This window comes from Marispirochaeta aestuarii (genome assembly GCF_002087085.1).
Lineage (GTDB): Bacteria > Spirochaetota > Spirochaetia > JC444 > Marispirochaetaceae > Marispirochaeta > Marispirochaeta aestuarii.
The window spans coordinates 160,122-185,921 of record NZ_MWQY01000010.1 but is presented as its reverse complement, the minus strand read 5'-3'; the positions used below and the strand labels follow the sequence as shown (position 1 = coordinate 185,921).

Sequence of the window (25,800 nt, the reverse complement as noted above, 5' to 3'; positions counted from 1 at the left end):
TCGCGGACGGGCAGAAAGAGAAGGGGGCGGAAAAGATCGTGATCAAACTTGGACACGATAACAACGTACAGACTCCCGGACACAAAGCATTTCTCGAATTCAAGAAAATTGTGGAAGAAGAATCGCAGGGTCAGATTGAAGTACAGGTTTTCCCTGGGGGGCAGCTTGGCAGCGTACAGGATATGTTCGAGCAGGCCCGGCGCGGTGATATTCAGATGAGCGTCACGGCGACAACACTTTTTACCCAGACGATCCCCGAGTTTGCCATCTGGGATTCTTTTTATATGTTTGATGATGCCACCCATGCGCACCGGGTACTGGACGGCAAGGCCGGGATCGAACTGATGAAGCCTCTGGAATCCATGAATCTTGTTGGACTGGGATACATGGAGATTGGTTTCAGGAATTTTTCGAATCGAAAGAATCCCATAATGAAGCCGGAGGACGTGAAAGGATTGAAGATACGGGGTTGGGGTCCTATTCAGATTGCCGCCTGGGAATCGGTAGGATGTGTTCTGACCAGCCTTTCCTGGTCGGAAGTATTCACTTCTCTGCAGCAGAATCTGATTGACGGCCAGGAGTGTGCTACATCCAGTTTTTACTATGCGAAGTTTTACGAGGCGCAAAAGTACTGGTCGCTGACAAAGCATGTTTATACGAACTGGCTCTGGTATGCCAACAAGGATTTCATGGACGGTCTTTCGGCGGAACATCGGTCTTTGATTGAAGAAGCGGCGAAGAAGACGATTCGCCTGGATCGTGAGCTTATCGCCGCGTCGGAAAAAGAGATATTGGATAAACTTCCCGGTCTGGGAATCGAGGTGAATGAAGTTCCTCTGGAGGCGCGAAGAGCGATGGGAGAAATCATGAACGGTGCGGTGAAGAACCAGATAGTTGAAAAATGCGGAATCGATATTTACAACTTTGTAATGGCCGAAATAGAGGCTGAGCGGAAATAGGTCATCCTAGTTTCCCGACTCGAAAAATAGTAGGTCGGGAAACAGGTTAAAATTAGGTAAGGAGGGGAGAGAAATGAGGAAAATCCTGCAATGGATTGATATAAACTTTGAACCTGTCATGATGGCTGTGCTATTCTACGCAATAACCATTTTGATTGCTGTCCAGGTAGTGCTGAGATTTGTCTTTGCTGCCGGTTTCTCCTGGGGTGAAGAAGTTGCCAGGTTCATGTTTGTGTGGCTTATGTATTTCAGTATTTCTTACGCCACCCGAAATCAAAGACATATTCGTGTTACTATACTGATTAAACGATTCAGTGAAAAAGTACAGAAATATTTCATGTTAGCCACTGACTTCATATTCCTGTTGTTTTCAATCCAGATTTTTATTGCGGCCATGAAGGTCTGTGAATCCGTTTTTCGCTTTAAGGATATGGCGGTAACTATAAATGTATCCCTTAATATTGTATACGGTGCCGGAGTCGTTGGTTTTGCTTTGGTGGTCATACGCCTGATTCAGAGTATTGTATGGAAGTTGAATAAATTCCACGATTCGTTGGAAATCTTCGAAAACTATGCAGGAATTTATTCCGGCGCGGGGCATATCTGCTTTCTCCCGAAGTCCGTACGAAAAGAAACTGTAAGAGCGTGTGAAGGAGTAGAATGATGGTGACGATGACCTTGTTTGGAAGTTTCATATTATTCTTGATGATTTCCGTACCGATCGGTATTTCTTTGGGAATGGCCTCTGTGGTCACTATCTTGACCGCGAAACCAATCAGCATCGAGTCCTTTACGCAGACAATGATCCAGGGATTAAATTCATTCCCTCTGATGGCTGTGCCGCTATTTACGTTTGCCGGTGACATAATGGGACGAGGAGGTATCTCCAAGCGATTGCTTCAGGTAACAGGATTACTTTTCGGGCGATTTAAAGGAGGTCTGGGGCTGGTATCTATTGCGGCTTGTCTTTTCTTTGCAGCGATTTCAGGAACGGGGTCGGCGACGGTAGCGGCCATCGGATTGCTTATGATTCCTGAAATGGTGAGAAAAGGGTATGGAAAAACTTTTTCCGGTGCGCTTATAGCCTCTGCGGGTACTGTAGGGGTAATCATACCGCCAAGTGTATGCATGGTCATCTATGCGGTCGCTGCCGGTGTATCCGTAACGGGTATGTTTATGGCTGGCGTCGGACCCGGATTGCTGATAGGTATTGGGTTGTCGCTATATACTCTAATTTATTCTATAAAGAAAGGGTATGAAGGTTCCCGCGAAAAGCATTCGTTTAAAGATATTATACTGATTCTTGTCGAAGCCGTGCCTGCTTTACTTGTGCCTGTTTTTGTTCTGGGGGGAATCTATGGCGGGGTTTTTACACCCACGGAAGCTGCTGCTGTAGCTTGTATCTACGGAATTATAGTAAGCGTATTTGTATATAAAGAGGTGAAAATTTCCGATCTATTATCCATCGGATATAATGCGGCCCTTCTTTGTGCCGCAGTATTGGTGATCATCGGAATCTCTGCCGGCTTCGGAAGAATCCTTACAATTACCAATATCCCCGTAATGATTGCAAACTCCATTTTGGAGATCACTTCGAATAAGATTGTTATTCTAATATTTATAAACATCTTGCTGCTTATTGTCGGTACGTTTATGGAGACCAATGCATCAATAATAATACTCGTTCCGATCTTGCTTCCGGTTGTGACTGCCCTTGGAGTGAATCCCATCCATTTCGGCGTGATTATGGTTCTCAACTTGGCAATTGGTTTTGTAACTCCTCCACTTGGATGTAACCTCTTTATGGCTTGCCAGATAAGTGATATTAAATTCGATGACATTGCAAAGGCCATTTTACCCTGGATAGCGGTCATGATTGTTGTACTGCTCGTAGTCACCTACGTGCCCAATATCAGTTTATGGTTACCGAAGCTGTTGAATATGCGTATTTAAGAGAAGATGCAGCATGGTTTCGGCTTCTGAGGAGGCAGACATACTAGCGGAGCCAATAGCATATTCAATTTTATAGCTCAAACAAAAAAATGAGTGTATACGTATACACTCGGAAAATATTTGTAAGGAGAAGGATTGTGAAGAAGGTATTGATGATCATCATGGTGCTGTCTATTCTTTGTGGCATTACTTTGATCGCGGACGGGCAGAAAGAGAAGGGGGCGGAAAAGATCGTGATCAAACTTGGACACGATAACAACGTACAGACTCCCGGACACAAAGCATTTCTCGAATTCAAGAAAATTGTGGAAGAAGAATCGCAGGGTCAGATTGAAGTACAGGTTTTCCCTGGGGGGCAGCTTGGCAGCGTACAGGATATGTTCGAGCAGGCCCGGCGCGGTGATATTCAGATGAGCGTCACGGCGACAACACTTTTTACCCAGACGATCCCCGAGTTTGCCATCTGGGATTCTTTTTATATGTTTGATGATGCCACCCATGCGCACCGGGTACTGGACGGCAAGGCCGGGATCGAACTGATGAAGCCTCTGGAATCCATGAATCTTGTTGGACTGGGATACATGGAGATTGGTTTCAGGAATTTTTCGAATCGAAAGAATCCCATAATGAAGCCGGAGGACGTGAAAGGATTGAAGATACGGGGTTGGGGTCCTATTCAGATTGCCGCCTGGGAATCGGTAGGATGTGTTCTGACCAGCCTTTCCTGGTCAGAAGTATTCACTTCTCTGCAGCAGAATCTGATTGACGGCCAGGAGTGTGCTACATCCAGTTTTTACTATGCGAAGTTTTACGAGGCGCAAAAGTACTGGTCGCTGACAAAGCATGTTTATACGAACTGGCTCTGGTATGCCAACAAGGATTTCATGGACGGTCTTTCGGCGGAACATCGGTCTTTGATTGAAGAAGCGGCGAAGAAGACGATTCGCCTGGATCGTGAGCTTATCGCCGCGTCGGAAAAAGAGATATTGGATAAACTTCCCGGTCTGGGAATCGAGGTGAATGAAGTTCCTCTGGAGGCGCGAAGAGCGATGGGAGAAATCATGAACGGTGCGGTGAAGAACCAGATAGTTGAAAAATGCGGAATCGATATTTACAACTTTGTAATGGCCGAAATAGAGGCTGAGCGGAAATAGCAGGGGTTCTTTGTAATACGTTGAGATCATAAATGGTGAATATGATCTTGCTGCACTCATATAGGTAAAGTATGTAAATACATTATAAGAGATGGGTTGTTCGAATATTCTCGTACAACCCATCTCCGTTGAAGGAGATGTTGTTTATAGGCAACATCTTCGGTACTTTCCACCCACTAAATCTTCCCGTTTAACTAGGGTAAAAAAGCACTTTTTAGCGATGCATCTATTTTATTTCTGAGAAATTTCTCCGCCGTTCAGCCTAGCTTTCTTCAAAAGACGAGAATCTTTCGCCTGTTAGGATCCGCTATGGCGTGAAACACATTGTTCCAATACAATTAGAATGATAACTTAATATAAAAATATATTCTCCTGAAATAACGTACTCATCTTTCTCACCCTGTCCATCTTTGTTAAAACCTTCCTACCCCAGTCTGAACATACCATTTTCCGCGCTCAGAAAGCCCTCTTTCTCCAATTCCTCAGCGGCACGCATAATCCGCCGGTAATCGATTCCGGTGTTTTCCGAGAGTTCCCCGGCGGATTGAAGGGGAGCCTTCTGCAGGGCTTTCAAAATGGCCCCCCGGGCTTCCCGGTTGGAGCCTTCAAAGCGGGCCTGCCGCGTATAGTGGCGGCTCCTTCTGTTGGGATTGGGTATCCGGCTCTTGAGCAGCGTTCCCAGGTCCATCAGGGCATTGTACCAGTCCCGGGGAGATTCCCTGTGCAGGCTTGCTTCAACCAGGGGAAGGATATCTCTGTCGCTGACCGGCGCTTCCCGTTCGGGAAAGAAGAAATGGATGAATACCCGCCGGATGTTGGTCTCGATAAAGACAACGGGACAGTTAAAGGCGAAGGCGCAGATCGAGGCCGCCGTGGCCGGGCCGATTCCCGGAAACCCCCTCAGCCGCTCCGGATCATCGGGCAGTATTCCATCATGTTCCTTTATGACTTTTAACGCAGACTCCCGAAGCGCAAGGGCCCGGCGGTTGTAACCAAGGCCCTGCCAGAGCCCCAGGAGGCCTTCGGTGGAAAGCCCTGCCAGGGAAGGAAAGTCCGGAACCTCCCGCATCCAGCGGAGGTATTTAGGCTCCACTCGGCAGACTTGTGTCTGCTGCAGCATGACCTCCGATACGAATACGCTGTAGGGAGATGTGTTCCGTCGCCAGGGAAAGCTGCGCCCTTCGGCGGCGTAAAACTTCCGGACCTCCTGTCTGAATTCATCAATATCCGCGGACCGGGGAAGGGGGCTGTATCGGCGTTCAAAATCCATGGACCAGATATTACCCGGAATCTTACCGGGGTTTAAAGGCCAGTCCCAGTATCCGGTCCCGCTGGTTCTCCTGGATTCCCTCGAATTTGACATGAAGCAGCTTTCTGCCCCGGGAGGTTCTGATTACACTGCCTTTGAGGTTGAGCATTTCACTGGTGCCGGGCAGGGAAAAAACCAGTTCAAGGAAATCCCCCTGATCAAAACTTTCTTCCGGATTGATGAGGCTCGCGCCGCCTCCACCGATATCGACAAAACGGGTCGGAAAACGCTCGTCCTTGTCAAAATACCCGACTTGCAGTTTTCCCGTGTATACAGCCCGGAAATAGGCCCTCTTCTGTCGCAGCTTCAGCTTTTCCTGATGCCGTATCAGCATTCTGCCGCCCCTCCGCTTGACGCAGTAGCTTTTGAACAGGAAGCTGCCCTGACGGTTCTGATACTGAAATACCGCCGAGTCGCCCGAGGTCAGCAGGTTGCTACCGTCCATGGCGATCTCGAAACCGTCGGTCCTGACTGCGGTAATAAGCGCTTTGAACACTCCCTGCTTTTTCTGCGGCCGGACAAGCAGAGGATCTCCCGGGGATAACTGGGCGGTGGAGTGAAGCCTGTGAAGGGGTTCTCTGCTGAATCCCAGTTTGACCCTGAGGGCGGCTATGGAACTAGGGCCGATCTCTGTTTCGTGTTTCTGAAGTTCCTCGGCGGTTTTGTTAAACCGGGGCTCGTCAAAAAGAACCAGATAAGCCGATTCCGATCCTCCCGCATAATCGGAAAGCTTTTTCACCAGGTCTCTTTCCGCGGGACTGAGCCCGATTCTATCGCAGCGCTTTCTGATGATTTCTCCGCTCCGCCGTGTACGGGCCTGCCTTTCCCGGTGTTTCTGCAGCAGGTACAGAAGGGAGAGAAAAAGCGGCAGCGACGCAAGGGCCAGGAGAAACATCAGCAGCCCCAGGGGAGTCGTGCCGAACTGCCCGCTGATTCCTTCCATCAGGGCGTTAAAGCGGCTTTCAAAAAGGAAGTCCATCAGCTTGTCCTCGCCAGTACATAGAGGGCCGGGAAGAGTCCGGAGGCGTCAATTACCCGGATGTGGATGGCCCTGAAGTTGCCGTCCTCTTTTACCGCCCGGTTGAATATACCCCGCTGTCGTCCGACGAGAAGGGCGATCCTGCCTTTTTCATTGAGAAGCCGGTTTGCCCCGTTGAGAAGCCCCCGGTAGAACCAGTAGAAGTTGATGCGGGTCCCCGTTCTGATTCCGAAGGGGGGATTGGTGACCAGGTAGTCCAGGCCGCTTGCGGGGAAAAGTTCTTCCAGTTTTCTTGCATCCCCCTGGTAGATACGGCTCCCCCCATGGCCTGGAAAGAGCTTAAGCAGGTTTTTCTGGGCCCCTTTGGCGCAGAGGGGATCGACGTCAACGCCGTAGAGCCGTGATTCAGGACGGGTCGATGCAGCCTCCAGCAGGATTGTCCCGGAGCCGCAGCAGGGATCCAGGAGGGTTCCCGGCCGCGATGAGAAACCGACGAGACGAAGCATTGCAGCGGCAATATGAGGTTTTGCCGATGAGCGGACCTGGAAGCTTTTTCTGTACCGCGGAGCCTCCTCTTCGTCCTTGAAAACGGTTCCGAAGAAAATCCTGTTGTCCAGGAATTCGAGACCGTAATTCAGATCATAACGGGTAAGATCCACCGGGGCCCCGCTGGCCCTGACAGCTTCCGTACCGATAAGCTGTTCTACCATACGGCGGGTTCCCGAGGGTTCGGCGGAGGCATAACAGGTTATGCGGAAAGGTGAGTTGTGATGCAGATCGTGGAAACCTCCTTTTTGAACCAGCTTCAGGGCTTCGGACCCGGGTTTCCCCTCCCCTCGGGGAGCGGAACTCTTGAGAATCATGCTGCGGAAGACCGTACGAAGATTATTGAAAATCTCCTCCGGAACGATCGAGGGCGGCGCTGCTATCTCTATCCAGCCCCTGCCGCTGCGGGCTTTTATACGGGTTTCCCGAGTATCGTTTTTAAGTGTTTCCAGGACCTCCTGCTTGCTGAGATCTTCAAGTCCCGGGGCGGTTCTGAGAAAGACTGTTTCCACCCTTCCATAGTAGCAGACCCGGGCAGGGAGACCAACATATCTTTTAAAAAAACGCTTTTCATCTTGCAGAAGTAAACAAAATACTTATAATAAGACTTGATGAAAGTGGCGGCAAATACTGTAAAGATCCGGCAGATAAATACAGAGCTTATCCGTTCGGCCCTGAGGCAGTCGGGTCATGGGACAAAAAAGAGCATCTCCGGGACAACGGGACTGAGTGTAGCTACCTGCGGCAACATCCTGAAGGAGCTCCTCGAATCCGGGGAGGTTCTGGAGATGGACCTGGCCGGCTCAACCGGCGGACGTCCTTCCCGCCGTTTTGTCTACAATCAGGATTACGCCCGTCTGCTGATGATGTATCTGAGGCAGGAAGGGGCGGAGAAGATCATCTACACCTCAGTAATCAATATGGGCGGGCTGGTGCTGCGTGAAGAACGTTCCTGTTTTAGCGAGATCGGTCTTGCCGAGTTAGAGTCCCTTGTCGACAGCTTCTGCAGTTCCTTCGCCGGTCTTAAAGTCATTGGAATCGGGGTTCCAGGGGTAGTCAACACGGGCATCATCGAACTCTGCGATTTTGATTTTTTGATCGGGTTTCCACTCGCCGAATACCTGCAAGAGAGGACCGGTCTGGAAACAGTAATAGAGAACGATGTCAACTGTACCGCCATCGGCTATTTCAGAGCGGAGACAGATCAAAGTTCCGAGAGCCTCGCTTACATATATTATCCGAAAGAGGGGAATCCCGGAGCGGGAATCGTGGTCAACGGCAGGATTCTGCAGGGGAACTCCAATTTTGCCGGAGAAGTATCCTATCTTCCCCTGGGAGTTTCCACCGATTTGCAGAGAAAGATACAGGGCGACAAGGGGCGCTTCAGCAATTATGTCGCAAAAACGGTCCTGTCGGTCAACGCTATTATAAATCCCGGAACGATTGTCCTCTCCGGATACAGCTTTACTCCGGAAATCAGGGAGCTTGTCCTGCAGAAGGTCGCAGATGAAGCTCCCGCCGGTCACGTCCCCGGTCTCATATTCCAGGAGGATATTCACGACAGCTACGTGGAGGGCCTCAAGTATCTCGCCTTGACGAAAATGTCCTGCGAGTTCGAACTCGTACGGAAATAAACCTGAACGATGCAGAGCGGAGCCGGAGGACGGGAAGCGTCCGATGGCGACCGTAAAAAAGCGAAGGGACGGCTTTGCCGTCCCTGAACGATGCAGAGCGGAGCCGGAGGACAGGAAGCGTCCGATGGCGACCGTAAAAAAGCGAAGGGACGGCTTTGCCGTCCCTGAACGATGCAGAGCGGAGCCGGAGGACGGGAAGCGTCCGATGGCGACCGTAAAAAAGCGAAGGGACGGCTTTGCCGTCCCTGAACGATGCAGAGCGGAGCCGGAGGACGGGAAGCGTCCGACGGCGACCGTAAAAAAGCGAAGGGACGGCTTTGCCGTCCCTGAACGATGCAGAGCGGAGCCGGAGGACGGGAAGCGTCCGATGGCGACCGTAAAAGAGGAGCATACCATCATTACCATACTGCTTTTGCTGGTTATCTATCTGGCATTCATCAGTCTCGGACTTCCAGATTCCATTCTGGGGGTGGCGATCCCGGTAATTCAGCGGGAGTGGGGAATCGAGCTGTCCACCGCGGGCCTTATCTCAATGGTCTCCATCAGCGGCGGGATTATCTACAGTTTCTTGAGCGGTTACATCACCGAAAAGATAGGCACATCCAGGATTACCTTTATCAGTATCCTCATGACATCCCTGGCGCTCTTCGGTTTTTTCGCGGCTCCCTCATTTGTCTGGCTTCTATTTCTTGCCGTTCCTCTCGGGGTAGGCGGAGGAGCAGTGGATGCCTCCCTGAACCATTACGTTGCCCTCCATTTCAGGGCTCATCACATGAACTGGCTCCACTCCTTCTGGGGGATCGGCGCCACCCTGGGGCCGCTTATAATGTCATATGCTCTTGAACAGACTGGTTCCTGGCAACCCGGCGCCCGCACCCTGGCCTTTCTACAGCTCTTCATGGCAGCTGTTATTCTGGTAAGTTTTCCGCTTTGGAAAAAGCACCAGGTTCTAATTAATCCGCAGGGGGCGCCGCAGCCGGGAACGACACAAAAGAAGGGCTGCCCAGGGGTCTTCGAACTGCCGGGAGTTGTCTGCGCTCTTATGACCATGCTTCTATACTGCGGAGTGGAGGTCGGCCTGGGTTTATGGGGCAGCAGTTATCTCGTGCATACACGTAACTTCAGTATCGAGGGGGCTGCCTCCTGGATTGCCATGTACTACGGCGGGATCACCGCCGGCCGTTTTCTGTCCGGGATAATCTCCTTCAGGCTTAGCAATGTACGGATGATCAGAATGGGAATAATTACAGCCCTCGCGGGTATCCTGATCCTGCTTCTGCCCCTGCCGGATGCCCTTATTGGAGTCGCTCTGGTAATGGTGGGGCTGGGGCTTTCTCCGGTGTTCCCCGCTATGATTCACGAGGTCCCGGCACGCTTCGGACGGGAGGCTTCCCGCAAGGTCATAGGATTCCAGATGGGGTTTGCCTATGTGGGATCCGCCTACCTGCCGCCCCTGTTGGGATTCATTCTGCAGTATACGGGGCTTGTCCTGCTGCCCTTTATTCTCCTCGGTTTTTTGGTCGTCATGTTTGCGGCCTCCGAGAGGCTGAACAGTCTTGTCGGGAGGAGAACCTCCGATATTGACCAAGGCTTATCCCTTCAGTAGGGTTAGATTGACCGGAGGTAGCATGAAAAGATTATCCGCAGGCATTAGTGTTCTTATACTTATCATTCTCAATTTCAATCTCACAGCCGAAGGGGTGGGGGAAGCAGCCCCGGAAGCTTCCCGGGAGCCCGTATCAATTCAGGTAGCCGGACTCAAGGGCCCAACCTCAATCGGAATGCTTCCTCTTTTCAAGAATCGTCCCGTCTTCGCCGAGGGATTTGAGGCTGAGTATCGGATCGTCCAGGAACCTCAAATAATGCTCGCCCGGATAATGTCCGGTGAGGTGGATATTGCCGCCGTTCCGATCAATCTGGCTGCGGTTCTGCACAACAAAGGCGTCCCCTATCGCTTCGGAGCAGTTAGCGGGGACGGACTGCTGTATGTAGTCAGCTCCCGGAAGGATATCAGCTCCATGGAGGACCTCAGGGGCAGGACGATCTACTGCATTGCCCAGGGATCGACTCCGGAGTTTATCCTGCGTTATGTCCTCGACCGGAGCGGCGTCGATCCAGATGAGGATGTCAGCATCGATTTCAGTTTCGATCAGGTATCGATTACCCCTCAGCTGGCGGCCGGGAAGATCGATCTGGCGGTGCTGCCGGAACCCTTCGTAAGCATTGTTTCTGAAAAAAACCCCGAGGTTCAGCCGGTCATCGATCTGCAGAAGATCTGGGCCCGGACCTCAGGAACCGGGGAGACCTATCCGATAACCGCGGTGCTGGTTAAAGCTGAGCTCATGGAATCCAGTCCGGAGACGGTGGACGCCTTCTTCTCGGAATATTCCTCAGCCATAGACTGGGTAATTGCCCATCCTAAGGAGACCGGCCTTCTTGCCGAGGAGTTCATGGAGATGCCGGCGGGGATAATCGCCTCGGCGGTACCCCGGCTCAATCTGCATTTGCAGCGTCCCGCGGAAGCGCGCCCCAGGGTGGATGAGCTGTACCGGGTACTCCACAGCTTTGCTGCCGCTTCCGTTGGGGGGAGCGTCCCGTCGGATGAGTTCTACGAATAGGAATCCCCTCAGTATCCCTATGACGGGGGGTGTACTGATAATCGCTTTTTGGAAGCTGGGGGCTCTGTACGTGGGGACTGAGGTCCTTCTTCCCGGACCCTTCCGGGTGGCCGTCTCTCTGCTGGAAGTGGTACGATCCCCGGGCTTCGTGTCCGCCCTGGGGGCCAGTTCCCTGCGGGGTGCGGCGGCCTTTTTTCTATCCGCCGTTCTGGGACTGATTTGCGGTGTAGCCGCCGGTCTGTCGCCGGTATTCCGTAATCTTGTCAAACCCCTGGTCATTATCATCAAGAGCACACCGGTCATGTCCTTTATACTGCTGGCGCTGATCTGGTTTCCCTCCGGCCTCGTCCCGGTGTTTGTCTCCGTACTGATGGCTTTTCCGATCATCTATGAGAACGTTGTGGCGGGAATACGTAATGCGGACCCCAGACTGATAGAGATGGCCCGGGTTTACCGGGTCCCCCGGAGAAGAATCCTCGGGAGCATACTGCTTCCGGGAATTTACACCTACTTCAGTGCCGGAGCCAGGACCGCCCTGGGGATTATCTGGAAGGCGGTTATTGCCGCGGAGATACTGAGCCGTCCGGAAGCCGCCGTGGGAAGCGCCATGTATGAGGCAAAGATCTACATCGAGACCGCTGAAGTTATCGCCTGGACGGTAATCGCGGTTCTTTTGTCCGCCTTGAGCGAATTCCTTCTGGGCCGCAGTAGCCGGCTTTTCACGGGGATCCGCCGCGGAGGGGGAGTGCTGTGATCCGCCTGGTTAATGTGCAGAAGCGCTTCGGGGAACTGCTGCTCTTCGACGGCCTGAACCTGAGGGCTCCGGGGGGAAAGGTTTCGGTAATCCTCGGACCCTCGGGCTGCGGCAAGACAAGTCTTTTGAACATGCTGGCAGGGATTCTGCAGCCCGAGGGCGGAAGGATCGAAGGGGTAGGGACGCGAAGGATCAGCTATCTGTTTCAGGAGCCGAGACTCATCCCCTGGCGGACCATCCGAGGCAACCTGGAGTTTGTTCTTCAGGGAAATGAGGGGCTTACCGAGCGACTTGAGGTTCGCAGACGGGCGGAGGAAGCCCTTGCCCGGGTCGGTATGCGGGACTTTGCGGATGCTTATCCCGCGGAACTTTCGGGAGGAATGCGGCAGCGGGCTGTCATTGCCAGGGCCTTCGCCTACCCTGGGGAGATTCTGCTGATGGATGAACCCCTACAGGCCCTGGATCTGGCACGAAAGCTGGACCTTGTGGAGTGGTTTTTGTCCTTATGGGCGGAGACGACCCCCACGACCGTCTTTGTTACCCATGATATCCAGGAGGCGATGATCCTGGGGGATTATATCACTGTTTTTTCTGCCCCCCCGGCGCGGATCATAAAGGAGATAGAAAACCCGGTGCCTCCGGCAGAACGTCGTCTGGAGGATCCCCGGCTGATGTCAGTGGAGGCTGAACTCTACAGAAGCATACTTGACAAGAGGAGTTAATGAGGGGGAAGGGAGCATGAAACTTTTGATTATCTCGGACATCCACGCTTCAATCGATAAACTTCAGAAGTTATCTGAAAAGGAGAGGGCGGCTGATCTGCTGCTTCTCGCCGGGGATCTTACCCACTTCGGGGGCAGAAAGGACGCCCTTTCGGTGGTCGAGATTCTTCGCAGCTTCAAGATCCCGGTTCTGGCGATTCACGGCAACTGCGACCGGCCGGGTGTAATGGATCTGCTCGCAGAAGAGGGAATCTTCGCCCATGGAAAGCTGGTAACTGTGGCTGGGGTCCCGGTTATCGGCCTGGGCGGTTCCCTGCCTGCACCCATACCGACTCCCTCCACCTACAGCGAAGAGGAGGCGGCTTCCGAACTTGAAGGCCTCCCGGACGGTATAGAGGGAAGGGAGTGGATACTCCTGGTGCATCAGCCTCCGGCAGATAGCGAGGCCGACCGGGTAGCCGCCGGAAAGCATGTGGGAAGCACATCCGTGGCTGAGTTTATCAGGAACTACCGTCCTTCCCTGGTCTGCACAGGTCATATCCACGAGTCGTGTTCCGTTTCCAGCTTCGGCGAATCCCTGCTGGTAAATCCTGGGAGTTTGAAGGACGGGCGCTATGCCGTGGCGGATTTCGGGGATGGGAAGGTCTCAGCCGAACTCAGGCACCTGTAATGGGTTTCTGGCCAGAAACTACTGTCTCGAATCGTGGGGATGGGTGACGGCTAACTGTTGTTTGTCACATGAATTATCCGTGGGGCTGTTCCGTATCCGATGATTTTTCCATTATAGCGGTGTAAGCCGGCTGAAAGGTTCTTTTATCCCCACGGTTCGAGACAGTACACAAGTCTAAAGTCCTGGGACATAAAAAAACCGTATCCGCCGTTACCGGCAAATACGGTGTTTAGGTGCCGCCGAACAGAATCGAACTGTTGACACGAGGATTTTCAGTCCTCTGCTCTACCGACTGAGCTACAGCGGCACTCGTGGGGATATTTATACCGAAGGGCTGCAAAAGTGTCAAGCAGCACGGCCTCATTTTTCCATGCCTTTTCTGCAGGCCCCTGGTGCATTACTGCAGTGCCTGATCCCGAAAGTCTTGACACAACGGCATGCTCTGATTATTCTGAACGCCGATCTTAAGTGATCATGGACGCGTAGCTCAGCTGGATAGAGCGCTGCCCTCCGGAGGCAGAGGTCGTGAGTTCGAATCTCGCCGCGTTCAGTCGTTCATAACCCGGATGGTCTTCTGGACCTTCCGGGTTTTTTTTATAAGGCCCCTCATAAACCTGCTTACTGTTCCGAACCGTGGGGATGAAAATAACCTGATCGTCGGATTATTTCACCAAAAAGGAAAATTCCCCGGAGAAAGCACGACAGAACGAATAATCTGTTCACAAAACAGGACTTATTCGCGTTCCATCCCCACGATTCTGAACAGTAAATAAAGCTTGCCAAACTGGTTAACCAGTGCTACCATGGAGAGGTATCTGGTTAACCAGTTGCGTTATTCTATATCGAAGAGTCGCTTATGGGTAAAGATGATCCGGTAGATGTAATTATTCATGAACTGCAACGAATGCTCCGGGCTGAAACTATCAAACCCGGTGGGAAGATTCCATCCGAGCGAATGCTTGCGGAAAGACTGAAAACGAGCAGGGGATACGTCCGCAAAGCGCTTCAGAAACTTGAGTTCTACGGTGTTCTGGAAATCCGGCCTCAGAAGGGGATCTATCTGTCCGGTATGCGTCCGATTGCCCTGGATGCTCTGATCACAAATATTCGCAATTTTGACGCCTTTGCCCTGGAGGATCTGATAGAGACCCGATCCTACCTTGAAATCTTCTCCGCCCGTCTTGCAGCGGAAAGGGGAGATTCAGAGGATCACACCAGGATTGCACAGGCAAACGAGGATTTCCAGCAGGCGTTCAAGTTGAAGCGGTCGACGCTGGAAGAAGATCATCTGTTTCATCTGGCCATAGTCAAGGCATCAAAGAATAAGGTTCTGGAATCTCTTATTACCCAGATTACTCCGGAGATCATAGCGATGAACAAGAATTTCAAGGAGGACCAGAACCTGGTCTTTAAAAGCAGCCTCCATGAACATGAGGATGTGCTGAAGAATATTTTAAACAGGAACCCCGCTGGAGCCGCAGCGGCCATGGAAAATCACATGATGCAATCAAGAATACGGCGACTCGATCCGGGGAGTCCGACATAGTACCAAAGGAGCAGCAGGAAAAGTCAATGGAAGAAAAGAAAAAAACTGTTTTGAAGGATTACGAAGCCCTGGGGGATTTCGCTCTCCAGTTGAGGCGGGACACAGTCAGGATGATCAGGAATGCCGGCCATGGCCATATAGGCGGAGCCCTTGGGCTGGCGGATTTCATGGCTGTACTCTATGGCGGGGGGATGACTTCAGACCCCTCCAGGATTGATGATCCGGATCGGGACCGTCTGGTTCTGAGTAACGGGCACACCTGTGCCGTCTGGTATGCCGCTCTTGCCCGAAAAGGTTTTTTGTCCCTGGAGAGTCTGTCGTCTTTTCGTCGAATGGGCTCTCCGTTGCAGGGGCATCCCGCGCGCAAGATGCTGCCGGGAATCGTCGAAACCTCCACCGGACCGCTGGGACAGGGGCTTTCCGTGGCCAATGGAATCGCCATGTCCATGAAGCTCCGCGGATCCAGAGGCAGAGTATATTGTGTCCTGGGGGACGGTGAACTTCAGGAAGGACAGGTGTGGGAAGCGGCCATGACATCCTCCCATTATCATCTGGATAATCTGCTGGTCTTCATCAACTACAATAATCTGCAGATAGACGGACCCGTGGACGCTGTCATGAAGATTGATCCTCTGATCGAACGCTTCCAGGCCTTCGGATGGCACGCCGTGGAAATCGATGGAAACGATATTCCGTCCATCGTTGAAACCTTGGAAATCTGCGGGAATAAGTCGGGATTACCCTCTGTGATTATAGGCAGAACAAAAATGGGAAAGGGCGTTCCTTTTATGGAAGACAAAGCCGAGTGGCACGGAAGCTGTCCTTCAGACATCCAGACAGCCGAAGCCTTGACGGCGCTTGGTCTTTCGGAAAAATTTCAGGATTTCCCATTGCCGGAGGCGTGGAAAGCCGGGGAGACAGCCTGATGTACGCTGGTAACAAGGCAATGCGAGAAGCTTTTGGTGATGCCCTTGTAGATCTTGGGGCGGAAAATAAAAAGATCGTTGTTCTGACCGCCGATCTGACGGATGCGGTAAAGGTGACCGCATTTAAGAACGCTTTTCCCGAAAGGTTCTTTCAGATGGGGATCAAGGAATCGGACATGATCGGCACCGCCGCCGGAATGGCGATAGACGGTTTTGTTCCTTTTACAACTACTTTTGCGGTCTTCGCGACCAGTCTTGCGAATCAGGCGGTTCGGGTCTCGGTCGGATATAATCAGGCCAATGTAAAAATTGCGACAAGCCACGGGGGAATGTGCGTGGGTGCCGACGGAGCAACCCATCAGAGCTTCGAAGACATCGCCCTCATGCGGCTGATTCCGGGGATGACTGTCCTGGTGCCCTGTGATGCCAATGAAGCCTACAAGGCTACCAGGGCAGCGGCAGAGATGAACGGCCCGGTCTACCTGCGCCTGGGAAGAATCCCCACGCCGGTAATTACCGGTACAGAAACGCCCTTTGTTCCTGGACGGGCTGTTACCCTGAGGGACGGCGGGGATGTGGCAATAATCGCGGCGGGCATGATGGTCAGTGCAGCTCTGGAAGCATCCGACCGTCTTGCCGGGGAAGGGATCAGGGCCAGGGTCATCAACATGCATACCATTAAACCTCTGGACAAAGATGCTGTTCTTAAGGCTGCAGGGGAGTGCGGTTCCCTGGTAACTGCCGAGGAGCATTCCGTTATAGGCGGCCTGGGAAGCGCCTGTGCGGATCTGCTTGTCCGGGAATCGCCTGTTCCCCTGGCAATGGTGGGAGTCCAGGACACCTTCGGTGAATCGGGAGAGCCGCAGGAGATTCTGGAAAAATACGGACTCACGTCCTCGGATATCTGTGAAAACGTCAGGCATGTCCTGAATAAAAAAACTAGGAGGGATTTATGAAGAAATCCAGTATTCTTGTATTGGTTCTGTTGCTGATCTGCCCGGCACTTTTTGCGGGAGGAGGAAGCGAGGCCTCGGAAGCTGAAGAGCAGGTGGTGAAATTCTGGTATCACTTTGATAATCCGGAAACTGCTTTGAATCCTCTCATCGAGAAGTTCGAAAGGGAGAAGCCGGGCATCAGAATCGAAGCGGAACGGGTTGCCTGGGATGTCTACAACCAGAAACTGCTTACCGCTGTTGCCGGAGGATATCCGCCGGATGTAGCTCAGGTAAAACTCTGGTGGCAGCCTCAGCTGGTGGAAATGGGCGCTCTTCTTCCTCTGGACGACTACATCGCCTCCTGGGACGGAAAAGATGACATCTACGAAAACGTCTGGGAGCTTACCAGGTACACCGACGGCAAACAGTATTACATGCCCCTGCAGATGGTAATCCTCTACCTCTACTACCGGCAGGACATGTTCGATGAACTGGGGCTTGAGGTCCCGAAAACCCGGGAAGAATTCCTGGACGCAGCGAAAAAGCTTACCCGGGACACCGATGGCGACGGTGTTGTCGATGTTTACGGTTTTGGTATCCGCGGAGCCCGGGGCGGTCACGACTGGTGGGGAACCTTTGTTCTCTCAAGCGGCGCACAGTTCTTTGACAAAAACGGCAATTCAGGACTGACTACACCGGAGGCCATAGCGGCCAATCAGTGGTTCATCGATCTTTACCGGGTGCACAAAGTGAGTCCTCCCACAACACCCAGCGACGGTTTTAAGGAGATAATCGCCAACATGATTTCCGGGCGGACCGCCATGACCATACATCATCTGGGAAGTGCTGCGCAGATGGAAGAAGCCCTGGGCGACAGGATTTCCGCTGCTCCGGTACCCCGGGGAACAGAGGGCTACTGGACCTCCTTCGGCGATGAGGAAAACGCGGTTTTTGCAGCCACCGAGGTTCCGGATGCCGCTTTCAAGTGGGCAGCCTTCCTCGCTGAAGCTGAAAACAATGCCATCTGGCAGAAGTCCAGCGGGCAGGTTTCCATTAACAAGAGCAATGCCAGGGCAGATGCCGATCGATTTCTCAAGGCTACAACTGATTCAGCTGATTTTGCCGGCGTCCTTCCTGCCCATCCCGGAACTGCGGAGTTCGTCGAATCCCTGTGGCCGGCCCTGATGCAGCAGGCTTTTGCAGGTGAAATTACCAGCGCCGAGATGATGCAGGCGATTGAAGATCACTTCGCCAAATAAGCTGTCCGGCTGGAAATCCTGAAAGAACGGGGCTGCCGATTCATCCTTCGAGTGTCGGCAGTCCCTCCGTATCTTTGAAAGAGGAGTTGCCTGTGACGGAAACACGCCGCAGACCGGATATTTTCCCTTATGCCCTTGTCTCTCCCGCCATAATAATAACTCTGGCCGTTGTCTTTTTTCCGATGTTCCGAACCATGATGTACAGCCTGATGCAGTACATTCTGTACAAACCTCAGGAAAAGGCCTTTAGCGGTCTGGAAAATTATATTCAGGCTTTTTCGGACCCCCTTTTTTATACTTCGTTACTGAATACAGGTTTTTGGATTGCGGGGATCATCACCTTCCAGTTCCTCCTCGGTTTTGTAACGGCCTTGATTTTGAAAAACAACTTTCGCGGCCAGGGTCTTGCCCGTTCTCTCGTACTTATACCCTGGGTTACTCCCAGTGTAATTACGGCCTTGATGTGGCGATGGATGTACGATGGCAACTATGGATTGATTAATCAGATTCTCAGACGTCTGGGGCTTATAAATGAGTTCATTCCCTTCCTTGCCGATAAATCAACCGCCCTGGGAGCAATCATTTTTGCCTTGATCTGGCAGGGTTTTCCATTTTTTGCAGTCATGCTTCTGGCGGGCCTGCAGGCAATACCGCAGGAGCTGTATGAAGCCGCTTCCATTGACGGGGCGGGGAAATGGGCCGGTTTTCGCCGGATTACCCTTCCCATGCTCAAGCCCATAATCCTGACAACCGTACTGCTGCGAACGATCTGGGTGGCAAATTCTCTTGATATAATCATTATCATGACCGGCGGTGGTCCCGGCTACAGCACATACACCCTGCCGGTGTACTCCTATATCAAAGCATATAAGGGTATGGATTTCGGCTATGCTTCAACGCTGGCGGTTTTTTTGACCATCTTCCTCATGATCATTGTTTTTGGGTATATCCGAAGCATTCTGAAGAGTGAGAACTGATATGACGGCAAAAAAGCATCCGGTTAAACGAATATTCACAATATATCTTCCGATTATTCTGATCCTCCTGTTTGCCCTGGGACCGTACCTCTGGACCTTCATTTCATCCATAACCCAGGAGAAGGAACTCTACCGCCCCGATTTTCGTTTTTTTCCTGAGCATCCAACAAGGGAAAACTATGTGCGTCTTTTCAGCAAGTTGAATTTCGCAGCGAATATGGCGGACAGCTTTATTGTCGCCCTGACTACCGCCTTTGTGGGGCTTTTCCTTACAGTACCCGCCAGCTACAGTTTTTCCCGATATAAATTCCGGGGCAGAAAATATCTTCTTATGCAGTTCCTTGTAATCAACATGTTCCCCATCATGCTCCTGATTATCCCGCTCTTTATTATGATGAAAGTACTGAACATCATGGACACCTACTTTGCCCTGATTATTGCGTATTCCACATTTACAATCCCCTTTTCAACCTGGATGATGACCAGTTTTTTCAACGCCGTTCCCACCGATCTTGACAAGGCCGCACAGATTGACGGCTGTTCCCGCTTCGGCGCCATGGTGCGGGTCATTATTCCGGTAGTCATGCCGGGTATCTTCTCAACCGGCATATACATATTTATTACCTCCTGGAATGAATACCTGTACGCAGCTATCCTGACAAACAGCCGGGTCCGTACCATTCCGATCGCTCTGCAGAACATGATCGGGGAGTACCAGATCGAGTGGGGCTTGTTGACGGCTGGAGGAGTCCTGAGCGCCCTCCCGGTAATCGTACTGTTCTTCTTTATACAGAAACAGCTCATTTCCGGTATGACTGCCGGCGCGGTCAAGGGATAAACCTTTCCTGAATGAATCTGCCGCGTTTTTCATTGAGAAATAAACTGTTTCATTGACAGCTCATCTTACTGATGTTAGGATTCATTATTAAATAATAAGGGGGTAGCCAGGGCGTGTTTCTCCGTTCATGAGCAAATGCACGGGCATCAGTTGATGTCTTATCCAGGGCAAACTCCCGTTCCTTGTCAGGCAGATTAATGTAAAAGTCTATTGTCTGTTCTGCCGTCCCGGAGGATGCCGCATACTATTGGGAGGTATCTTCCTTGAAAGAAAAGCTGACACATTTTTTCTCGTCCCGTACTGGTATTATTCTGACAGGCTGCTTTATCGGAGTTTTTGCTGCTCTTCTCTCGGTATGGGGAAACCCTGCCAATATGGGTATCTGTGTTGCCTGTTTCGAGCGGGACATCGCAGGGGCCCTGGGACTTCATCGAGCTGAGGTTGTGCAGTATCTGCGTCCCGAGATCCCCGGTTTCGTTCTCGGCTCGATGATCGCTGCCATGATTTTTGGTGAGTTCAAAGCCAGATCGGGGTCTGCTCCGGCGGTCCGCTTCATACTCGGTATCTTTGCCATGATCGGCGCCCTTGCTTTTCTCGGTTGCCCGTGGAGGGCCTTGCTGCGTCTTGCCGGGGGAGACCTCAACGCCGTGGTCGGTATCGCAGGTCTCACGGCGGGAATCGCTGTTGGAGTCGCATTTCTCAGGTCGGGCTACACTCTGGGGCGGTCACGACCGGATAATCAGGCCGCCGGATTGGTCCTGCCCGCTGTTATGCTGCTCTTTCTTGTATTGCTCGTTGCAGATTTCCCAGCCCTCCTTCGCAGCAGCGCCGGTCCCGGGTCCATGAGTGCCCCGCTTGTTATCTCCCTGGCGGTTTCCCTGGGTGTCGGGTTTCTTGCCCAGCGTACCCGCTTCTGTACCATGGGATCTGTTCGGGACGTTCTCCTGATGCGGGACACCCATCTCCTGAGCGGCATTGTCGCCCTTCTTTTGTCGGCCGCCGCTGTCAACCTGATTTTCGGCAGGATTGATTTCGGATTTACCCTGCAGCCTGTGGCTCATTCGAATCATCTCTGGAATTTCCTCGGCATGTTCCTGGCGGGGCTCGCTTTCTGCCTTGCTGGCGGCTGTCCCGGGCGGCAGCTGATTCTATCCGGTGAAGGTGACGGGGATTCCACCGTGTTCGTTCTTGGCATGATTGCAGGGGCGGCGATTTCTCACAATTTTGGTTTTGCAGGAAAACCCGACAGTCTTGCCGGGGGCAGTCTTCAGGTCGGGGGAGTGAGTCCCTACGGTATGGCGGCGGTTCTTATAGGGATTTGTTTATGCATATTTATTGGTTTTGCTATGAAGGAGCGTAAAATATGAAGGAAGTGGATGCCCGGGGACTCTCCTGTCCTCAACCGGTTATTTTGACCACCGATGCAATCAGGGAAGGGTTTTTCCCCTTCTCCGTTCTTGTGGATACGGTAACCTCCCGGGAGAACGTTACCAGGATCGCTGAAAAAAAAGGCTGCACAGTAGAAAGCTCTGAAGAGGGCGAAGGTTTCCGGATGGTGATAAGCAAAGCATGATATATCTGGACAATGCGGCGACCTCCTTCCCGAAACCCGCCGGAACTGCACAAGCGGTTTATGATTTTCTGACCCGCACCGGCGCAAATCCCGGACGCTCGGCTCACGGTCTATCACTGGAGGCGGCACGGATCGTGTATGAGGCTCGAGAAGCCCTGAACCATTTTTTTGGCGGACCGGATCCCCTGCGGGTAATCTTTACCCATAATGCTACCTATGGTTTGAACATGGCTTTGAAGGGAATCCTGAAACCCGGCAGCCGGGTCATTACAACGGGAATGGAACATAACGCGGTCATGCGCCCCCTCAGGTCCCTGGAAAAGGAGGGGATAGAGCTTGCAGTTGTTCCCTGCGGCCGGGACGGTACCCTCGACCCGGCGGACCTGAAAAAGGCCTTGAGACAGAAAGCCGATGTGGTGGTCATGTCTGCGGCGTCGAATGTTACCGGCACAATCATGCCCGTCGGGGAGGTCGGCGCTATCGTCCGTGAAAAGGGTTCTGTTTTTCTTGTCGATTCAGCCCAGGCGGGGGGAGTGCTGCCCCTGGATATGGAGAAGGATAAAATTGACCTGCTCGTATTTACAGGTCACAAGTCGCTCTACGGGCCACCTGGTACGGGGGGGCTGATTTTTGGATCCCGCATACGGGAGACGGAGGTCAGTCCCCTGATAGAGGGGGGAACAGGCTCCCGGTCGGAGACTGAGGAACAACCGCAGTTCCTGCCGGACCGTTTTGAAAGCGGTACCTGCAATGCAGCGGGAATCGCCGGGCTGAGAGCCGGTCTTCAGTGGCTCCTGGAGAGGGGCAGGGAGGTGATTCTCAAGGAGGAACAGAGACAATCTGCCCGCCTGGCGGAAGGCCTGTCCGGTATCCCCGGACTTGTTCTGTACGGACCGGCGGATGCGAGCATGCGGACGGGGGTTCTCTCCTTTACTCTGGAAGGTCATGAAGTTTCCGAATTGGGGGAGGTCCTGGATACCGATTACGGCATACTTACCCGGGTCGGTCTGCACTGTGCTCCCTCGGCCCATAGAACCATCGGCACCTTTCCTTCCGGCACCGTCCGCATGTCTGTCGGGGCTTTTACTGGCGATGAAGATATCGACGCTGCTGTACGCGCAGTGGAAAGCCTGGCCGCAGGAACTTCGAAATGAAAGTTCCAATGAGCGTTCTGCTTGTCTATTCAACGAGCCACGCCCTGAGGATCGAGAAGATGCTCAAGGAGCGGGAAATCCCCTGCAGACTTGTCCCTGTCCCGCGACATCTTTCCTCTGACTGCGGAACCTGCGTACGCTTTGCCGCTTCGGATTCCGAAGCGGCAAAAGAAGCGGTGGATCAATCAGGAATAGAGATACAGGGAATCTTTGAGGTCTGAGCCGTAACTGCTTTTCCTTGCAGATCCGGGTATTCCGTCCTATGCTTGAGGTATATGAAATACCTGCAGTACAAGGAAAAACTGGATGCCTGTTATTCCGCGGTCCTCATGGACGTAATGGACGCCATGGGCTACAGAATTCAGTGCATGGATCCCTCCATCCGGCCCCTGAATCACAGCATGAAAGCCTGGGGAGAGGCAGTTACCATCTATCAGGAAGCCGTCACGGAGGTCCCGGCAAAGCCCTTTCAGCTTGAGATGGAACTCATCGACGATCTTGAGCGGGGGCAGATTGTCGTGGCCCAGTGCAATGCAGAGAACCTCTCCGCCTTCTGGGGCGGGCTGCTTTCCAACGCGGCGGTCGGAAGGGGGGCCTCGGGGGTCGTGACCGACGGGGGTGCCCGGGATTATCACGAAATTACCGAACTGGGCTTTCCGGTCTTCTGCAGGGGGCTCATCCCCTACGACAGCCAGGGACGTATGGACGGCAAGGAGCGGAACATCCCGGTGGTCTGCGGGGGCATCCGGGTCTGCCCCGGAGACCTCGTCTATGCCGATGTAGACGGCGTGGTAGTCGTTCCCGGCAAGATCGCTCCGGAGGTGATTGAGAAGGCCTGGCAGAAGGTACAGGGAGAGAATACTGTGCGGGAGGAGCTCCGTGCAGGTGCGGGTATTGTAAAAACCTTCGAGAAATACGGAATACTCTAGAGACCTGTCACTAAGTTTCGAAACACTCTATCTTGATTCATAGCAGCGCTCCCTGTAGAATGCAATGAGAATAAATATCAACAAGGAGTCCCCATGGCCAAATTGCCGACAGAAGTGCTTACTGCTATCGAAAAGACAAATCCCACCTGTATTGCCACATCCAGCGCCGACGGCGTTCCGAATATTGTGTACGTGACCTATGTCAAAGCCCTTGACGATCAGACCATGGTGGTGGCGGACAACAAGTTTCAGAAGACCCGGAAGAACCTGGAAGAGAATCCGCGATTAAGCGTGGTTGTGCTGGATCCGGATACGCGAAAGTCTTATCAGATCAAAGGTACGGTGGATTGCGCTCTTGATGGTGCCAGGTACCAGGAGGTCGTGGACTGGGTCCATGTAAAGCACCCTCAGATGACTCCCAAAGCGGCCTTCTATCTGACTGTTGAAGAGGTCTATTCCGGAGCCGACCGGCTGGCCTGAGCTATTGAGCTCTGCCGCTTCATGGATTACACTTATCTCCATGATTCGGAAAAAAGAATCGATTCAGGACATAGTCAACGCCGGACTCGCAGGGAGGGAAAACCTGAACTGCGCTGAAACCATACTCTTCGCCGCGAACCAGGCCTATCAGCTCAAGCTGCCGCCGGAAGCTCTCAAGCTCTCGGCGGCTTTCGGCGGCGGCATGGGAGTGGAGAAGAGCTGTGGAGCAATAACCGGCGGCATCATGGCCATCAGTACCATTTTTGTTAAAGACCGGGCCAAGGTTGACGAGCGCTTTAAAGAGATCAACCGGAAACTCTTTAACCGGGTCCAGGATGAGCTTGGCTCAACTGACTGCGACCGTTTAAAAGAGATGTACCGCGACGAGGTAATCGGATGCCACAACGTAATCGCGCGGATCGGCGGCATCCTCGAAAAGCTTATTGATGAAGAGCTGAAAAAGACCTGAAATACGGCTATACGCTTTCTTTTTCTTCCTCGATGCTCTCCACGGTTTTGCGGTACTTCTCGTGGATCATCTGCATGTCAAAGTCATAAAACTCCCGCAGCATGGCGTCGAGTTCCTCTTTGTCGTAGTGCCGTTCCGTATCGGGAAAGAAACGCTCATCCTCTTTGCGTATATGCTCGGGGTAGAACTCGACAAGTTTGTTCACCGCATCCAGTAAGCTCTCGAGCTGAGCCTTATCCCCTTCCAGAACAGCCTCTTTTGACCTTACCAGCTGCTCTGTCAGTTTGCGGCCGTATTTGTGCTCGTCGATAAGTTCACGCATGAGGTCTTTTTCTTCCTGGGACAGATCCTTGCTTTCAAGACTCTCAAAGAGAATATCCTCCTCTTTACCATGGTGTGTGCGGTCCGCGTAGGTGCGGATAAAATCCACCATCTTGTCAATGAACACCGGATCCAGGGTTCCACCGGCCTTCAAGCGGTCCCTCTCAACCGCCAGGATCTCTATTGCTCGTTCAATCAGGCGATGCTCTATCATCAGACATCCCCGGGGTTTGAGGCACATATGTTTTCTCATAAATATGACCTCCTGTCTCATAAAATAAGAAGGATACGAAGGGAAATCAAATAATCAAACACAGATAAAGAAGTTCCTGTCTTGACATTATGCACATATGTGCAATATGCTTGTCAGGTAATGACCCCTGGAGGATATCGTGCCCCGGCCGCAGAAGAACAGAATCGTCAGCAAGCCCCCTCTCTACTCTTCATTCAAACCCACGGGAATACGCAAACGGGGGCTTGAGCAGATAGCTCTCTCTCTGGATGAGTATGAAGCGGTGCGGCTCGCCGATTATCTGCAGCTGGAACATGAAGAGGCGGCTCTGCAGATGGAAATTTCCCGCTCCACCTTTACCCGGCTTCTGGAAAGGGCCCGGAAAAAAGTCGCCGCCTTTCTGGTGGAGGGCAGGGAGCTTTGTATAGAGGGCGGCTGTGTTCATTTCCGGAGGAACCTGATGCGCTGTCTCAGCTGTGGCGAATTATTCAGTTCAGGCTTTGACGGCGAGCTTCCAGTCTGCCCGATCTGCGGTTCTGCTGATATAGAGGATATGGCCGATGGTTTCGGACATGGAAATTGCTGCCGGCAGTACGGCCGGGAAATGGGAGAGGAAGATAATGCCGAGAGGTGATGGTACGGGACCCGACGGAACGGGTGCCGGAACAGGACGGGGTCTGGGTTTCAACAGACGGGGCCGAAACAGCGGTGGCGCCTATGGTCCCGGCGGCAGCTGTATCTGCGTAAAGTGCGGAACCACGGTTGCCCATCAGCAGGGAGTCTCCTGCACACAAATCAAATGCCCCAAGTGCGGCCACACCATGGTCCGGGAAGAACTGTACAACCACAGGCGGAAAGGCTGA

29 protein-coding genes and 2 tRNA genes are annotated in these 25,800 nt (G+C 52.6%); 26 read left to right on the top strand and 5 right to left on the bottom strand.

Going from position 1 to position 25,800, the window contains the following annotated elements; all coding sequences use genetic code 11:
- From B4O97_RS10700 to B4O97_RS10685, 4 genes are all read left to right on the top strand, one after another.
- The coding region (locus B4O97_RS10700) for a TRAP transporter substrate-binding protein (protein WP_143305646.1) at positions 1 to 959 on the top strand (959 nt) is incomplete at its 5' end.
- Positions 960 to 1,032: 73 nt separating this feature from the next.
- Complete coding sequence (locus B4O97_RS10695; RefSeq protein ID WP_083050699.1) at positions 1,033 to 1,623, top strand: TRAP transporter small permease; 591 nt, start codon at positions 1,033 to 1,035, stop codon at positions 1,621 to 1,623.
- The gene (locus B4O97_RS10690; RefSeq protein WP_198947063.1) at positions 1,620 to 2,912 is read left to right on the top strand and encodes a TRAP transporter large permease; all 1,293 of its coding nucleotides are present in this window, start codon (positions 1,620 to 1,622) and stop codon (positions 2,910 to 2,912) included. Before B4O97_RS10695 ends, B4O97_RS10690 begins: the two co-directional genes overlap by 4 nt.
- Positions 2,913 to 3,049: 137 nt before the next feature.
- Complete coding sequence (locus tag B4O97_RS10685) at positions 3,050 to 4,066, top strand: TRAP transporter substrate-binding protein (protein WP_198947062.1); 1,017 nt, start codon at positions 3,050 to 3,052, stop codon at positions 4,064 to 4,066.
- Positions 4,067 to 4,490: 424 nt separating this feature from the next.
- On the opposite strand, the gene B4O97_RS10680 is transcribed toward B4O97_RS10685, so the two are convergent.
- From B4O97_RS10680 to B4O97_RS10670, 3 genes are read right to left on the bottom strand one after another with little or no spacing between them, the layout of a single operon-like run.
- On the bottom strand, positions 4,491 to 5,336 hold the full coding sequence (locus tag B4O97_RS10680) for a winged helix-turn-helix transcriptional regulator (RefSeq protein ID WP_096348878.1): 846 nt from the start codon (positions 5,334 to 5,336) through the stop codon (positions 4,491 to 4,493).
- A 22-nt stretch (positions 5,337 to 5,358) separates the two neighbouring features.
- A complete protein-coding gene (locus tag B4O97_RS10675; RefSeq protein WP_083050693.1) occupies positions 5,359 to 6,354 on the bottom strand; it encodes a PilZ domain-containing protein in 996 nt (331 codons plus the stop codon).
- Positions 6,354 to 7,412 (bottom strand): methyltransferase, encoded by a 1,059-nt coding sequence (locus tag B4O97_RS10670; RefSeq protein WP_083050692.1) that lies wholly within the window; start codon positions 7,410 to 7,412, stop codon positions 6,354 to 6,356. The genes B4O97_RS10675 and B4O97_RS10670 overlap by 1 nt, the downstream gene beginning before the upstream one ends.
- 105 nt (positions 7,413 to 7,517) lie before the next feature.
- Between B4O97_RS10670 and B4O97_RS10665 the strand changes: the two genes are divergently transcribed.
- From B4O97_RS10665 to B4O97_RS10640, 6 genes are read left to right on the top strand one after another with little or no spacing between them, the layout of a single operon-like run.
- Complete coding sequence (locus B4O97_RS10665; RefSeq protein WP_158084258.1) at positions 7,518 to 8,534, top strand: ROK family protein; 1,017 nt, start codon at positions 7,518 to 7,520, stop codon at positions 8,532 to 8,534.
- Between the two features lie 43 nt (positions 8,535 to 8,577).
- The gene (locus B4O97_RS10660) at positions 8,578 to 10,140 is read left to right on the top strand and encodes an MFS transporter (RefSeq protein ID WP_198947061.1); all 1,563 of its coding nucleotides are present in this window, start codon (positions 8,578 to 8,580) and stop codon (positions 10,138 to 10,140) included.
- A 22-nt stretch (positions 10,141 to 10,162) separates the two neighbouring features.
- On the top strand, positions 10,163 to 11,152 hold the full coding sequence (locus B4O97_RS10655; RefSeq protein ID WP_083050689.1) for an ABC transporter substrate-binding protein: 990 nt from the start codon (positions 10,163 to 10,165) through the stop codon (positions 11,150 to 11,152).
- Positions 11,136 to 11,906, top strand: coding sequence for an ABC transporter permease (locus B4O97_RS10650; protein WP_158084257.1), 771 nt, complete (start codon positions 11,136 to 11,138; stop codon positions 11,904 to 11,906). Before B4O97_RS10655 ends, B4O97_RS10650 begins: the two co-directional genes overlap by 17 nt.
- Positions 11,903 to 12,628 carry an ABC transporter ATP-binding protein gene (locus B4O97_RS10645; protein WP_083050686.1) on the top strand — a complete coding sequence of 242 codons (726 nt, stop codon included), beginning with the start codon at positions 11,903 to 11,905 and terminating at the stop codon, positions 12,626 to 12,628. Before B4O97_RS10650 ends, B4O97_RS10645 begins: the two co-directional genes overlap by 4 nt.
- Positions 12,629 to 12,644: 16 nt before the next feature.
- On the top strand, positions 12,645 to 13,298 hold the full coding sequence (locus tag B4O97_RS10640; protein ID WP_083050684.1) for a metallophosphoesterase family protein: 654 nt from the start codon (positions 12,645 to 12,647) through the stop codon (positions 13,296 to 13,298).
- A 234-nt stretch (positions 13,299 to 13,532) separates the two neighbouring features.
- Here B4O97_RS10640 and B4O97_RS10635 read toward each other — a convergent pair.
- Positions 13,533 to 13,605, bottom strand: a tRNA-Phe gene (locus B4O97_RS10635).
- Positions 13,606 to 13,774: 169 nt separating this feature from the next.
- Here B4O97_RS10635 and B4O97_RS10630 point away from each other — a divergent pair.
- The 14 genes from B4O97_RS10630 to B4O97_RS10565 all read left to right on the top strand — a co-directional run bounded on the left by B4O97_RS10630 (position 13,775) and on the right by B4O97_RS10565 (position 24,384).
- Positions 13,775 to 13,848, top strand: a tRNA-Arg gene (locus B4O97_RS10630).
- A 306-nt stretch (positions 13,849 to 14,154) separates the two neighbouring features.
- Entirely contained in the window at positions 14,155 to 14,844 is a 690-nt protein-coding gene (locus B4O97_RS10625) for a FadR/GntR family transcriptional regulator (RefSeq protein ID WP_083050683.1), read from the top strand.
- Positions 14,845 to 14,870: 26 nt separating this feature from the next.
- Positions 14,871 to 15,770 carry a transketolase gene (locus B4O97_RS10620; RefSeq protein WP_083050681.1) on the top strand — a complete coding sequence of 300 codons (900 nt, stop codon included), beginning with the start codon at positions 14,871 to 14,873 and terminating at the stop codon, positions 15,768 to 15,770.
- Positions 15,770 to 16,726 carry a transketolase family protein gene (locus B4O97_RS10615; RefSeq protein WP_083050720.1) on the top strand — a complete coding sequence of 319 codons (957 nt, stop codon included), beginning with the start codon at positions 15,770 to 15,772 and terminating at the stop codon, positions 16,724 to 16,726. Before B4O97_RS10620 ends, B4O97_RS10615 begins: the two co-directional genes overlap by 1 nt.
- Positions 16,723 to 17,964 carry an ABC transporter substrate-binding protein gene (locus B4O97_RS10610; protein ID WP_083050680.1) on the top strand — a complete coding sequence of 414 codons (1,242 nt, stop codon included), beginning with the start codon at positions 16,723 to 16,725 and terminating at the stop codon, positions 17,962 to 17,964. The genes B4O97_RS10615 and B4O97_RS10610 overlap by 4 nt, the downstream gene beginning before the upstream one ends.
- A gap of 92 nt (positions 17,965 to 18,056) precedes the next feature.
- A complete protein-coding gene (locus B4O97_RS10605; RefSeq protein WP_198947060.1) occupies positions 18,057 to 18,941 on the top strand; it encodes a carbohydrate ABC transporter permease in 885 nt (294 codons plus the stop codon).
- Between the two features lies 1 nt (position 18,942).
- The gene (locus B4O97_RS10600; protein ID WP_083050678.1) at positions 18,943 to 19,779 is read left to right on the top strand and encodes a carbohydrate ABC transporter permease; all 837 of its coding nucleotides are present in this window, start codon (positions 18,943 to 18,945) and stop codon (positions 19,777 to 19,779) included.
- Between the two features lie 263 nt (positions 19,780 to 20,042).
- Entirely contained in the window at positions 20,043 to 21,146 is a 1,104-nt protein-coding gene (yedE, locus tag B4O97_RS10595) for a YedE family putative selenium transporter (protein WP_198947059.1), read from the top strand.
- Positions 21,143 to 21,352, top strand: a complete 210-nt coding sequence (locus B4O97_RS10590) for a sulfurtransferase TusA family protein (RefSeq protein WP_083050677.1) — start codon at positions 21,143 to 21,145, stop codon at positions 21,350 to 21,352. Before yedE ends, B4O97_RS10590 begins: the two co-directional genes overlap by 4 nt.
- Positions 21,349 to 22,506, top strand: a complete 1,158-nt coding sequence (locus tag B4O97_RS10585; protein WP_083050675.1) for an aminotransferase class V-fold PLP-dependent enzyme — start codon at positions 21,349 to 21,351, stop codon at positions 22,504 to 22,506. Before B4O97_RS10590 ends, B4O97_RS10585 begins: the two co-directional genes overlap by 4 nt.
- Positions 22,503 to 22,727, top strand: coding sequence for a DUF3343 domain-containing protein (locus B4O97_RS10580; protein ID WP_083050674.1), 225 nt, complete (start codon positions 22,503 to 22,505; stop codon positions 22,725 to 22,727). The genes B4O97_RS10585 and B4O97_RS10580 overlap by 4 nt, the downstream gene beginning before the upstream one ends.
- Before the next feature lie 54 nt (positions 22,728 to 22,781).
- Positions 22,782 to 23,435 (top strand): RraA family protein, encoded by a 654-nt coding sequence (locus B4O97_RS10575; protein WP_083050672.1) that lies wholly within the window; start codon positions 22,782 to 22,784, stop codon positions 23,433 to 23,435.
- Between the two features lie 93 nt (positions 23,436 to 23,528).
- Positions 23,529 to 23,915 (top strand): pyridoxamine 5'-phosphate oxidase family protein, encoded by a 387-nt coding sequence (locus B4O97_RS10570; protein WP_083050671.1) that lies wholly within the window; start codon positions 23,529 to 23,531, stop codon positions 23,913 to 23,915.
- Between the two features lie 40 nt (positions 23,916 to 23,955).
- Entirely contained in the window at positions 23,956 to 24,384 is a 429-nt protein-coding gene (locus B4O97_RS10565; RefSeq protein ID WP_083050669.1) for a C-GCAxxG-C-C family (seleno)protein, read from the top strand.
- 7 nt (positions 24,385 to 24,391) lie between these two features.
- On the opposite strand, the gene B4O97_RS10560 is transcribed toward B4O97_RS10565, so the two are convergent.
- Positions 24,392 to 24,958 (bottom strand): hemerythrin domain-containing protein, encoded by a 567-nt coding sequence (locus B4O97_RS10560; protein WP_198947058.1) that lies wholly within the window; start codon positions 24,956 to 24,958, stop codon positions 24,392 to 24,394.
- Positions 24,959 to 25,097: 139 nt separating this feature from the next.
- On the opposite strand from B4O97_RS10560, the gene B4O97_RS10555 reads away from it, so the two are divergent.
- Together B4O97_RS10555 and B4O97_RS10550 are read left to right on the top strand one after the other, a co-directional pair.
- Positions 25,098 to 25,571 (top strand): DUF134 domain-containing protein, encoded by a 474-nt coding sequence (locus B4O97_RS10555; RefSeq protein ID WP_083050668.1) that lies wholly within the window; start codon positions 25,098 to 25,100, stop codon positions 25,569 to 25,571.
- Positions 25,558 to 25,800 carry a DUF5320 family protein gene (locus tag B4O97_RS10550; protein WP_083050666.1) on the top strand — a complete coding sequence of 81 codons (243 nt, stop codon included), beginning with the start codon at positions 25,558 to 25,560 and terminating at the stop codon, positions 25,798 to 25,800. The genes B4O97_RS10555 and B4O97_RS10550 overlap by 14 nt, the downstream gene beginning before the upstream one ends.

Bases quoted from the DNA above. Each gene is read 5' to 3' on its own strand.
- B4O97_RS10660 (WP_198947061.1), top strand. From the start codon at position 8,578: ATGGCGACCGTAAAAAAGCGAAGGGACGGCTTTGCCGTCCCTGAACGA.
- B4O97_RS10695 (WP_083050699.1), top strand. From the start codon at position 1,033: ATGAGGAAAATCCTGCAATGGATTGATATAAACTTTGAACCTGTCATG.
- B4O97_RS10550 (WP_083050666.1), top strand. From the start codon at position 25,558: ATGCCGAGAGGTGATGGTACGGGACCCGACGGAACGGGTGCCGGAACA.
- B4O97_RS10680 (WP_096348878.1), bottom strand. From the start codon at position 5,336: ATGGATTTTGAACGCCGATACAGCCCCCTTCCCCGGTCCGCGGATATT.
- B4O97_RS10610 (WP_083050680.1), top strand. From the start codon at position 16,723: ATGAAGAAATCCAGTATTCTTGTATTGGTTCTGTTGCTGATCTGCCCG.
- B4O97_RS10565 (WP_083050669.1), top strand. From the start codon at position 23,956: ATGATTCGGAAAAAAGAATCGATTCAGGACATAGTCAACGCCGGACTC.
- B4O97_RS10615 (WP_083050720.1), top strand. From the start codon at position 15,770: ATGTACGCTGGTAACAAGGCAATGCGAGAAGCTTTTGGTGATGCCCTT.
- B4O97_RS10585 (WP_083050675.1), top strand. From the start codon at position 21,349: ATGATATATCTGGACAATGCGGCGACCTCCTTCCCGAAACCCGCCGGA.
- B4O97_RS10560 (WP_198947058.1), bottom strand. From the start codon at position 24,958: ATGAGAAAACATATGTGCCTCAAACCCCGGGGATGTCTGATGATAGAG.
- B4O97_RS10650 (WP_158084257.1), top strand. From the start codon at position 11,136: ATGAGTTCTACGAATAGGAATCCCCTCAGTATCCCTATGACGGGGGGT.
- B4O97_RS10625 (WP_083050683.1), top strand. From the start codon at position 14,155: ATGGGTAAAGATGATCCGGTAGATGTAATTATTCATGAACTGCAACGA.
- B4O97_RS10620 (WP_083050681.1), top strand. From the start codon at position 14,871: ATGGAAGAAAAGAAAAAAACTGTTTTGAAGGATTACGAAGCCCTGGGG.
- B4O97_RS10600 (WP_083050678.1), top strand. From the start codon at position 18,943: ATGACGGCAAAAAAGCATCCGGTTAAACGAATATTCACAATATATCTT.
- B4O97_RS10655 (WP_083050689.1), top strand. From the start codon at position 10,163: ATGAAAAGATTATCCGCAGGCATTAGTGTTCTTATACTTATCATTCTC.
- B4O97_RS10570 (WP_083050671.1), top strand. From the start codon at position 23,529: ATGGCCAAATTGCCGACAGAAGTGCTTACTGCTATCGAAAAGACAAAT.
- B4O97_RS10690 (WP_198947063.1), top strand. From the start codon at position 1,620: ATGATGGTGACGATGACCTTGTTTGGAAGTTTCATATTATTCTTGATG.
- B4O97_RS10590 (WP_083050677.1), top strand. From the start codon at position 21,143: ATGAAGGAAGTGGATGCCCGGGGACTCTCCTGTCCTCAACCGGTTATT.
- B4O97_RS10580 (WP_083050674.1), top strand. From the start codon at position 22,503: ATGAAAGTTCCAATGAGCGTTCTGCTTGTCTATTCAACGAGCCACGCC.
- B4O97_RS10640 (WP_083050684.1), top strand. From the start codon at position 12,645: ATGAAACTTTTGATTATCTCGGACATCCACGCTTCAATCGATAAACTT.
- B4O97_RS10675 (WP_083050693.1), bottom strand. From the start codon at position 6,354: ATGGACTTCCTTTTTGAAAGCCGCTTTAACGCCCTGATGGAAGGAATC.
- B4O97_RS10575 (WP_083050672.1), top strand. From the start codon at position 22,782: ATGAAATACCTGCAGTACAAGGAAAAACTGGATGCCTGTTATTCCGCG.